This is a genomic window from Kinneretia sp. DJ1R-11 (genome assembly GCF_025717595.1).
In the GTDB taxonomy this organism is placed as follows: Bacteria; Pseudomonadota; Gammaproteobacteria; order Burkholderiales; family Burkholderiaceae_C; genus Paucibacter_A.
Genome location: NZ_JAJIRR010000019.1, coordinates 79,652 through 88,732 on the forward strand (window position 1 = coordinate 79,652; position 9,081 = coordinate 88,732).

Sequence of the window (9,081 nt, forward strand, 5' to 3'; positions counted from 1 at the left end):
TTCATGCCTCACGACTCCCTCAAGGCCGCCCCCCGGGTGGCCTTTTTTGCGGCACTGCTGGCCGGGGTGCTGCACACCGCGGCCTTTGCGCCGCTCGACGCATGGTGGCTGCAGATCCTGGCCTTGGCCAGCTTGGCGGCCTTGAGTTGGACGGCCACACCGCGTCGCGCCGCTTGGCTGGGCGCGGGCTTTGGCCTGGGCTGGCTCAGCAGCGGCCTGTGGTGGCTGCACATCAGCATGCACCAGTTCGGTGGCATTCCCTGGCTCTTGGCCGCGCTCGCCGTGCTGCTGCTGGCGGCGTTTTTGTCCAGCTATTACGCGGCCATGCTGGCTTTGCTGGCGCAACTGCGTCTGCGCACCCAGCCGGGCGCGGGCCTGCAGGTGCTCTTGTTTGCCAGTGTCTGGCTGCTGGCCGAGCTGCTGCGTGCCACCGTGTTCGGCGGCTTCCCTTGGCTGGCCAGCGGCTATGCCCACACCACCGGGCCGCTGGCGGCCTGGGCGCCCTGGGTCGGCATCTACGGCATCTCGGCCCTGGCGGCGCTGGCCGCGGCCGCGCTGGCGGCCTTGGCCTTGCCGGCCGTGCGCGCCTGGCGGCCGGCGGTGGCCGTGCTGGGGCTGCTGACCGTGGCTGCGCTGCTGCTGCCGCAGGAATTCACCCGCTCCACCGGTTATCTGAAAGTGTCCCTGCTGCAGCCCAATGTGCCCCAGGATCAGAAGTTCGACCGTGAGCGCATCGACGGCAACCTTGAGCATTTGGCCCAGCTGATCGAGTCGGCACGCGGGCAGCTGGTGCTGACCCCAGAGTCGGTGGTGCCGGTGCCCATGGCCTTTCTGGACCCCGACTACCTGCTCCGTTTGCAGGCCGCCTCGGTCGACCGGCCCTTGCTGCTGGGCAGTTTTCTGGGCAGCGAGAAGGAGGGTTTCGTCAACTCTCTGCAGAGCTTCGGCAGCCTGCCCAGCTACAACTATGGCAAGCGCCATTTGCTGCCTTTTGGTGAGTTCATCCCGCCAGGCTTCCACTGGTTTGTGCGCCTGATGGGCATTCCCATGGATGACCAGGCGCGTGGCCTGCACCAGCGCGCCTTTGCCGTGGCCGGCCAGCGCCTGCGACCCTTGATCTGTTACGAGGATCTGTTCGGCGAGGACTTTGTCGAAAGCGTGCGTGGCCCCGAGGCCGCCACCGTGCTGGCCAATGTCAGCAATCTGGCCTGGTTCGGTACGCTGATGGTGCAAGACCAGCATCTGCAGTTCTCGCGCATGCGCGCCCTGGAGTTCCAGCGGCCCTTCATCCGCTCGACCAACACCGGCGCCACGGCGGTGCTCGACCACCGCGCCGAGCTCACGGCCCAGCTGCCTCCGGCCCAGGCCGGTGTGCTGGAAGCCGAGGTCGAAGGGCGGCAGGGCGAAACCCCCTACGCCCGCTGGCTGTATGCCCTGGGCCTGTGGCCGCTCTGGCTTGTGGCACTGGCACTTCCGCTCGCCCTCGCATGGCGGGCGCAAGCCGCCCGCCGCGCCTCGTAGAATCGGCCCCAAGCGATGGTGGGGCTGGGCCCCGCCGCATCCCACCACTTCTTTCTTGTCAGCGGCGCAAGCCCGATGCCATCACCTCTATGCTGAGCTTCCAGCACATCATCTTGACCCTGCAGGACTACTGGTCCAAGCAGGGCTGCGCACTCCTCCAGCCCTACGACATGGAAGTCGGCGCCGGCACCAGCCACACCGCCACCTTCCTGCGCGCCCTGGGCCCTGAGCCCTGGAAGGCAGCTTACGTTCAGCCCAGCCGCCGCCCCAAGGACGGCCGCTACGGCGAGAACCCCAACCGCCTGCAGCACTACTACCAATACCAGGTGGTGCTCAAGCCCGCGCCGGCCAACATCCTGGAGCTGTATCTCGGCTCGCTCGAAGCCCTGGGCTTTGACCTCAAAAAGAACGATGTGCGCTTCGTCGAGGACGATTGGGAAAACCCGACCCTCGGTTGCTGGGGCCTGGGCTGGGAGGTCTGGCTGAACGGCATGGAAGTGACGCAGTTCACCTACTTCCAGCAGGTCGGCGGCATCGACTGCAAGCCCATCACCGGCGAGATCACCTACGGCCTGGAGCGTCTGGCCATGTATCTGCAGGGCGTGGAGTCGGTCTATGACCTGGTCTATGTCGAAGGCAAGGACGGCGCGCCGGACATCAAGTACGGCGATGTCTTCCACCAGAACGAGGTCGAGCAATCGACCTACAACTTCGAGCACAGTGACGTCGAGTTCCTGCTGACCGCCTTTGCCGCGCACGAAAAACAATCCAAGCACTTGATGGAGCAGCAGCTGGCCCTGCCCGCCTACGAGCAGCTGCTCAAGGCCGGCCACAGCTTCAACCTGCTGGACGCCCGCGGCGCCATCAGCGTGACCGAGCGCGCCGCCTACATCGGCCGCATCCGCAATCTGGCACGCGCCGTGGCGCAGAGCTATCTGGAAAGCCGCGCACGCCTGGGCTTCCCCATGGCGCCGAAGGAATGGGCCGATCAAGTCATCGCCCAGATTGAAAAGAAAGCAAAGGCGGCCTGAGTCATGAGCGCGCACAAGAATCTGCTGATCGAATTGTTTGTCGAAGAGCTGCCGCCCAAGGCGCTCAAGAAGCTGGGCGAGGCTTTCTCCGCCGTGCTGGTGGACAGCCTCAAGGCCCAGGGCCTGGTGGGTGAGGGCGCGCAAGCGACCGCCATCGCCACGCCGCGCCGCCTTGGCCTGCATTTGACGCATGTGTCACCCAAGGCCGCCGACCGCGCCGTGCAGCAAAAGCTGATGCCGGTGGCGGTTGCGCTGACGGCCGAGGGCCAGGCCACGCCGGCCCTGCTGAAGAAGCTGGCCAGCGTCGGCGCCGATGCCTCGGTGCTGCCCCAGCTCAAGCGCTTGCCCGATGGCAAGGCCGAAGCCCTGTTCCTGGACCAGTTGGTGCCCGGCGCCACCCTGGCCGAAGGCCTGCAAAAGGCTCTGGACGAGAGCCTGGCCAAGCTGCCCATCCCCAAGGTCATGAGCTACCAGCTGAAAGACGGCTGGACCGATGTGAAGTTCGTGCGCCCGGCCCATGGCATCGTTGCCCTGCATGGCGCCGAGCTGGTGGCCGTCTCGGCCCTGGGCTTGCAATCGGGCCGCACGACGCGCGGCCACCGTTTCGAGGCCAGCGCGCCTGAGCTGACGATTGAAAGCGCCGACAGCTATGCCGCGCAGATGCGCGAGCAGGGTGCCGTGATTGCCGGCTTTGCCGAGCGCCGCGCCGAGATCGCGCGCCAGCTGCAGGCGGCTGCCGCCCTGCAAGGGCTCAAGCCCATCGAGGACGAAGCCTTGCTGGACGAGGTCACCGGCCTGGTCGAGCGGCCGAATGTGCTGAGTTGCCAGTTCGAGCCCGAGTTCCTGGCCGTGCCGCAGGAATGCCTGATCCTGACCATGAAGGCCAATCAGAAGTACTTCCCGCTGCTGGACGCCTCCGGCAAGCTAACGAACCACTTCCTGGTCGTCAGTGCCATCAGCCCGACCGACGCCAGTGCCGTGATCCAAGGCAATGAGCGTGTGGTACGCCCGCGCCTGGCCGATGCGAAATTCTTCTTCGACCAAGACCGCAAGAAGACTCTGGCCGATCGGGTGCCGGGTCTTGCCAAGGTGGTCTACCACGGCAAGCTCGGTACGCAAGGCGACCGCGTCGAGCGCGTGCGCGCGATCGCTCGCGCCATCGCCGGCCTGCTGGGCGGCGGCGTGCTGACCGAGCAAGCCGACCAGGCCGCGCTGCTGGCCAAGTCCGATCTGCTGACCGATATGGTCGGTGAGTTCCCCGAGCTGCAAGGCATCATGGGCGGCTACTACGCCCGCCACGACGGCCTCAGCGAGGCCGTGGCCCTGGCCGTGGAAGACCATTACAAGCCGCGCTTCGCCGGCGACGAGTTGCCGCGCAACGAGGTCGGCCTGGTTGTGGCCCTGGCCGACAAGCTGGAGACCCTGGTTGGCCTGTTCGGCATCGGCCAGCTGCCCACCGGCGACAAGGACCCGTTTGCCCTGCGCCGCCATGCCCTGGGCCTGGTGCGCATGCTCAGCGAGCGCGCGCCCACGCTGGCGCTGGACGCCTTGATCGAAGCGGCCGTGCCGGCCTTCGGTGCCCTGATCCAGAACCCCGCCGGCCCGCTGGCTGACTTTGTTTTCGACCGTCTGTCCGGTTCGTTGCGTGAGCAGGGTTACAGCGCTCAGGAAGTCGACGCCGTGTTGGCCCTGCGCCCGCAGCGCCTGGCCGATGTGGCTGCGCGCCTGACGGCCGTGCGCGCCTTTGCCGCCTTGCCGGAAGCCGCCGCCCTGGCCGCCGCCAACAAGCGCATCGGCAACATCCTGAAAAAGAGCGAAGAGCCGGTGCAGGCTCAGGTCAATGAGGCGCTGCTGGTGGAAGCCGGCGAGCAGCAGTTGGCTGGCGCACTGAAGAATGTCCAGCCCATCGCCGACAGCCTGTTCCACAACGGCGAGTACGCCGCCTCGCTGCGCGAGCTGGCGGTGCTCAAAGGCCCGGTCGATGCCTTCTTCGACGGCGTCATGGTCAACGCCGAAGACCCGGCCCTGCGCGCCAACCGCTTGGGCCTGCTCAAGACCCTGCACGAGGCCATGAACCGGGTGGCCGAGCTGGCGCGTCTGGCGTCCTGAGTTTTTAGCAACTCCACCCCTAAGCAGACAGGCAAGCGCATGCGTTCTGATCACAGCCACAGCATGAAACTGGTCATCCTGGGCCGTGATGGCACGCTCAACGAGTACCGGGACGACCATGTCAAATCGGTCGATGAGCTGGTGCCGGTGCCCGGTGCGCTGGAAGCGGTGGCACGGCTCAACCATGCCGGCTGGCACACGGTGATGGCCACCAACCAGCCCGGCATCGGTCGAGGACTGCTGGACATGGTGTCGCTGAATGCCATCCACATCCGCTTGAACCAGCTGCTGGCCGAAAAGGGTGGCCGCCTCGCTGCTGCCTTTTTCTGCCCGCACACGCCCGAAGAGGGCTGTGACTGCCGCAAGCCCCTGCCGGGCCTGGTGCAGCAGATCGGCGAGCGCTTCGGCGTCGAGTTGCCCAGCATTCATATGGTCGGTGCCAGCTTGCGGGACTTGCAGACGGCGCAGGCGGCCGGTTGTGTGCCGCATTTGATCCGTGGCGCCCGCCTCGGCGCGCTCGATGACGAGCAGCTGGCCAGCTTGCTGGCCACGGTGCCGGGTGCCAGGGTTCATGCCAGCCTGGGTGCCTTCGCCGAGAGCCTGATCCAGAAAGAGCGCCGCAGCAAGGCCGATGCGCGCGGCGAAGCCCTGGCCCCAGACACCGCGCCGGGAGCGTTGAACTGATGGCTGCCCCGCTGGCCAGCCTGCTTGCGGCCCTGCGCTCGCTGCTGTTCGTGCTCTGGCTGACCGTGACGGTCGCTCCTTGGGCGACGGCCGTCTTGCTGATCTCGCTGTTTGCCAAGGGCGACCGGGTCTACTGGGCCTGCGCCGGCTGGTTGCGTCTGGCCATCCATAGCGCGCGCTGGATCTGCGGCGTGCAGTGGCGCATCGAGGGCATGGACAACCTGCCCAGCCAGGCGGCCCGCCGCTCGGCCGTGATCCTGCTGCCCAAGCACCAAAGCACCTGGGAGACTTTTGCCTTCCCGGCCCTGATGTCGCACCCGCTGGCCTATGTCTTCAAACGCGAGTTGCTCTATGTTCCCTTCTTCGGTTGGGCCATGGCGCGCATGGACATGATCCACATCGACCGCAGCAAGCGCGCGGAAGCTTGGGCGAAGGTGGCCGAACAAGGCAAGCATCTGGCCGCCCAGGGCAACTGGGTCATCATGTTCCCCGAGGGCACACGCACCGCGCGCGGCCAGAAGGGCGAGTACAAGACCGGCGGCACCCGCCTGGCCATCGAGACCGGCGTGCCGGTGGTGCCGATCGCGGCCACCTCGGGGCGCTGCTGGCCGCGCAAGAGTTTTCTGCTGCGCCCGGGTGTGGTGGACATCTCCATCGGCCGGCCGATCGCACCGCAAGGCCGCGAGGCCGGCGAGCTGATGCGCGAGGTTGAGGCCTGGATCGAGGCCGAGATGCAGCGTCTGGACCCCGAGGCCTATCCTTCGGCAGCGGCACCGGGCGCGGCCCGATCTTCGGCGGCTTTGCAGGCCTGAGGCCCGACGTATCCCATGCTCAAGAACCTGCTTCCCTTGTTGCAAGGCGCTCAGCTCAGTCTCTTCGGCCAGGAGCCGGTGCCGGCCCGCAGTGAGGCCGAGGTGCTACAGAATCCGCGCGCCCAGCGCGAGCTCAGCCTGGGCGAACACCGTGTGGCCTATGAGCTCAAGCGGGCGCGCCGGCGCAGCATCGGCTTTGTCGTCGGCGCCCAGGGTCTGCGCGTCAGCGCGCCACGCTGGTTGCCGCAGGCCGATATCGAACGCGCCCTGCATCACAAGGCCGACTGGATTTTGCGCAAGCTGGTCGAGCAGCGCGAACGCGCCCGCCGTGTCGAGGCCTCGCGCATCGAGTGGCGCGACGGCGCCAGCCTGCCTTACCTCGGCACGCCCATCACCCTGCGCCTTGAGCCGCAGCGCAACGGTGTGCACTTCGATGAGGCCGGGCGCGTGCTGCGCATCGGCCTGCCGCTGGCGGCCAGCGAGGAACAGCTGCGCGACACCGTGCAGGCCTGGCTCAAGCGACGCGCGCGTGCCGATTTCGAGCCGCGCTGCCAACGTTTCGGCGCCGCGCTGGGCGTGCAGATGACCCAGCTGCGCCTGAGCTCGGCCCAGACGCGCTGGGGCAGCGCCAGTGTCGACGGCTCCATCCGCCTGAACTGGCGCTTGATCCATTTCGCGCCGGCCATCATCGACTACGTGGTCGCCCATGAGCTGGCCCATCTGCGCGAGATGAACCACAGCCCGGCCTTCTGGGCCGTGGTGCGCTCGGTGCTGCCCGACTTCGAAACCGCCCGCGGCCGCCTGCGCGAAGAGTCCATCGTCAGCGAGTGAGCGCGACTGCTTTCTTCGGATTCACTGGTTCACCTGTTCACGCGTTCACCCAGCGAAGTGAACATGTGAACAGTGCCGATTTGGCTCGCTGGGCTTATCCCTCTTTGGGGGGGCTTGTCCCCCAAGAGGGTGACGATAGACACTCTGGGCCAACGCTGTCATCACCCGCACCCAGTTCTAGATTCCATACGGCGTGGAATCACTCGCAGCCCGGCTGCCGAGGGGTGCTAAAAGGGGCCGAGAGTCCGCCATCCTTGACGCTGCCATTGCCGGCAGCCTCAGCGATGGCGGATTTCTTTTGGGCGCAGCGCTTCGGGCCGGTTCAGGTCTTGGGCGCCGATGCTGGCGTGGCCAGGGTGCTGAAGCGGTAGATGCCGTCGGCGCCGCGCTCGCGGCGCAGCTGGCCGCCCAGCCAGAGCGAGTTCAGGTGGGCCACCGATTCACCCATGGCAAAGGTGGTCTGGTGCAGATCCAGCTTGCGCTTGAACAGCAGCTCCAGCAGCTCGGCCGCATGGCAGGGCTTGTCGGCGCAGGCCTGGCGCACATCGGCCAGGCGCTCGACATGGTGCTCCTGCAACTGCTCGATGCGCGCATGCAGGCCGCGGAAGGGCAGGCCATGGGCCGGCAGCACCAAGGTGTCGGCAGGCAGGCTGAGCAGGCGCTGCAGCGAATCGAGGTAGAGGCGCAGCGGGTCGGCCTCGGGCTCGACATCGACGACCGAGACATTGGTCGAGATGCGCGGCAGCACCATATCGCCCGAGATCATCAGGCCGAGTGCGGCGCAGTAGAGGCTGATGTGCTCGGGCGCATGGCCGTAGCCGACCAAGCATTGCCAGCTCTGGCCGCCGATCTGCAAGGTCTTGCCGCCCATCAGACGGCGAAAGCTGGCCGGCACTTGCGGCACCATGCTCGGGTAGTAACTGCTGCGGGCGCGGATCTTGGCCAGGGCCTCCGGGTCGCTCAGGCCATGGCTGGCGAAGAAGGCCGCGGCGGTTTCGCCGCCCATGCCCACGGTCGAGCCGCTGGCCAGGCGGGCCAGGTGAAAGTCGGTAGCGCTGATCCAGAGCCGGCATTCGTGATGCGCCGGCAGGCCCGGCGCCACAGCGCCGCTCCAGCGCTGGCAGAGCCAGTGAGCCAGGCCGATGTGGTCGGGGTGGAAGTGGGTGACGATCACTCGCAGCACCGGCAGGCCTTCGAGCTGATCGGCAAAGATGGCCTCCCAGTTCGCCTGCGTCGCTTCATTGGCCACGCCGCAATCGACGATAGTCCAGCCCTGGACCTTGGCCCCCATGGCCTCACCCGTGCCGTCGATCTCGTCGCGCAGCAGCCAGAGGTTGATGTGGTCCAGCGCAAACGGCAGGCCCATGCGCAGCCAGCGCACGCCGGGCGCCAGCTCGATCAGCTCGCCCGGGCCGGGGCGGGCGTCGCCGAGCGGGTAGTGCAGTTCCGATTCGCGGGGATTGGCCATGGTCGTTCAGCTAGAAGCAGCAAATTGGGAGGGGAGAGGGCAAGGCCCGACGCGGCGCCGCTTCGCAGGTGCATAGAATTGCCGCTTACGTCAACGTCAATGCGAGCGAGCCCCAGTTTAGCCATGAGCACCGTCACCCCACCGAATGCCGCGAGCGAGGGTGCCCGCCAGTTCACCATCACCGAGCTGGCCCATGAGTTCGACATCACGCCCCGGGCCATTCGTTTTTACGAAGACATGGGCCTGCTCGAGCCCTCGCGCGCCGGCCGCAACCGGGTCTACACCCACCGCGACCGCACCCGCCTCAAGCTGACCCTGCGCGGCAAACGCCTGGGCCTGAGCTTGCAAGAGATCAAGCAGCTGGTCGATATGTACGACGCCTCCAGCGGCGCGGCGCCGCAGCTGCGCGCTTTCCTCGAAGTGCTGCAGCAGCACCGCCGCCAGCTCGAGCAGCAGCTCGACGACATCGAGGTCACGCTGGCCGAGATCGCCCAGCACGAGGACCGTTGCAAGAGCCTGCTCAAGCAGGTCAAGTAAGAGCCAGGAAGCAAAAGGGCCGCATGTCAGCGGCCTTAATGCTAACTGTGACCCGTCCTGCCCAGCGTTGACACATTTGTACCTGAGA

The 9,081-nt window shown here is 67.0% G+C and carries 8 protein-coding genes; 7 read left to right on the top strand and 1 reads right to left on the bottom strand.

Annotated features, from left to right (window positions below; translation table 11 throughout):
- The first annotated feature begins 3 nt into the window (after positions 1–3).
- From lnt to LNV23_RS22615, 6 genes are all read left to right on the top strand, one after another.
- Positions 4–1,521, top strand: a complete 1,518-nt coding sequence (gene lnt, locus LNV23_RS22590) for an apolipoprotein N-acyltransferase (RefSeq protein WP_263565044.1) — start codon at positions 4–6, stop codon at positions 1,519–1,521.
- 89 nt (positions 1,522–1,610) lie between these two features.
- Positions 1,611–2,552, top strand: coding sequence for a glycine--tRNA ligase subunit alpha (gene glyQ / locus LNV23_RS22595; protein ID WP_263519108.1), 942 nt, complete (start codon positions 1,611–1,613; stop codon positions 2,550–2,552).
- Between the two features lie 3 nt (positions 2,553–2,555).
- Positions 2,556–4,661 carry a glycine--tRNA ligase subunit beta gene (gene glyS, locus LNV23_RS22600; RefSeq protein WP_263565045.1) on the top strand — a complete coding sequence of 702 codons (2,106 nt, stop codon included), beginning with the start codon at positions 2,556–2,558 and terminating at the stop codon, positions 4,659–4,661.
- 63 nt (positions 4,662–4,724) lie between these two features.
- Entirely contained in the window at positions 4,725–5,345 is a 621-nt protein-coding gene (gene gmhB, locus LNV23_RS22605; protein ID WP_263565046.1) for a D-glycero-beta-D-manno-heptose 1,7-bisphosphate 7-phosphatase, read from the top strand.
- Positions 5,345–6,157, top strand: a complete 813-nt coding sequence (locus tag LNV23_RS22610) for a lysophospholipid acyltransferase family protein (RefSeq protein ID WP_263565047.1) — start codon at positions 5,345–5,347, stop codon at positions 6,155–6,157. Before gmhB ends, LNV23_RS22610 begins: the two co-directional genes overlap by 1 nt.
- Positions 6,158–6,172: 15 nt before the next feature.
- The gene (locus LNV23_RS22615; RefSeq protein WP_263565048.1) at positions 6,173–6,988 is read left to right on the top strand and encodes a M48 family metallopeptidase; all 816 of its coding nucleotides are present in this window, start codon (positions 6,173–6,175) and stop codon (positions 6,986–6,988) included.
- Positions 6,989–7,310: 322 nt separating this feature from the next.
- On the opposite strand, the gene LNV23_RS22620 is transcribed toward LNV23_RS22615, so the two are convergent.
- Positions 7,311–8,456 carry an MBL fold metallo-hydrolase gene (locus LNV23_RS22620; RefSeq protein WP_263565049.1) on the bottom strand — a complete coding sequence of 382 codons (1,146 nt, stop codon included), beginning with the start codon at positions 8,454–8,456 and terminating at the stop codon, positions 7,311–7,313.
- A gap of 99 nt (positions 8,457–8,555) precedes the next feature.
- Here LNV23_RS22620 and LNV23_RS22625 point away from each other — a divergent pair, with 99 nt between their 5' ends.
- The gene (locus LNV23_RS22625) at positions 8,556–8,993 is read left to right on the top strand and encodes a MerR family transcriptional regulator (protein ID WP_102766072.1); all 438 of its coding nucleotides are present in this window, start codon (positions 8,556–8,558) and stop codon (positions 8,991–8,993) included.
- Positions 8,994–9,081 lie beyond the last annotated feature (88 nt).

Bases quoted from the DNA above. Each gene is read 5' to 3' on its own strand.
- lnt (WP_263565044.1), top strand. From the start codon at position 4: ATGCCTCACGACTCCCTCAAGGCCGCCCCCCGGGTGGCCTTTTTTGCG.
- glyQ (WP_263519108.1), top strand. From the start codon at position 1,611: ATGCTGAGCTTCCAGCACATCATCTTGACCCTGCAGGACTACTGGTCC.
- glyS (WP_263565045.1), top strand. From the start codon at position 2,556: ATGAGCGCGCACAAGAATCTGCTGATCGAATTGTTTGTCGAAGAGCTG.
- gmhB (WP_263565046.1), top strand. From the start codon at position 4,725: ATGAAACTGGTCATCCTGGGCCGTGATGGCACGCTCAACGAGTACCGG.
- LNV23_RS22610 (WP_263565047.1), top strand. From the start codon at position 5,345: ATGGCTGCCCCGCTGGCCAGCCTGCTTGCGGCCCTGCGCTCGCTGCTG.
- LNV23_RS22615 (WP_263565048.1), top strand. From the start codon at position 6,173: ATGCTCAAGAACCTGCTTCCCTTGTTGCAAGGCGCTCAGCTCAGTCTC.
- LNV23_RS22620 (WP_263565049.1), bottom strand. From the start codon at position 8,456: ATGGCCAATCCCCGCGAATCGGAACTGCACTACCCGCTCGGCGACGCC.
- LNV23_RS22625 (WP_102766072.1), top strand. From the start codon at position 8,556: ATGCGAGCGAGCCCCAGTTTAGCCATGAGCACCGTCACCCCACCGAAT.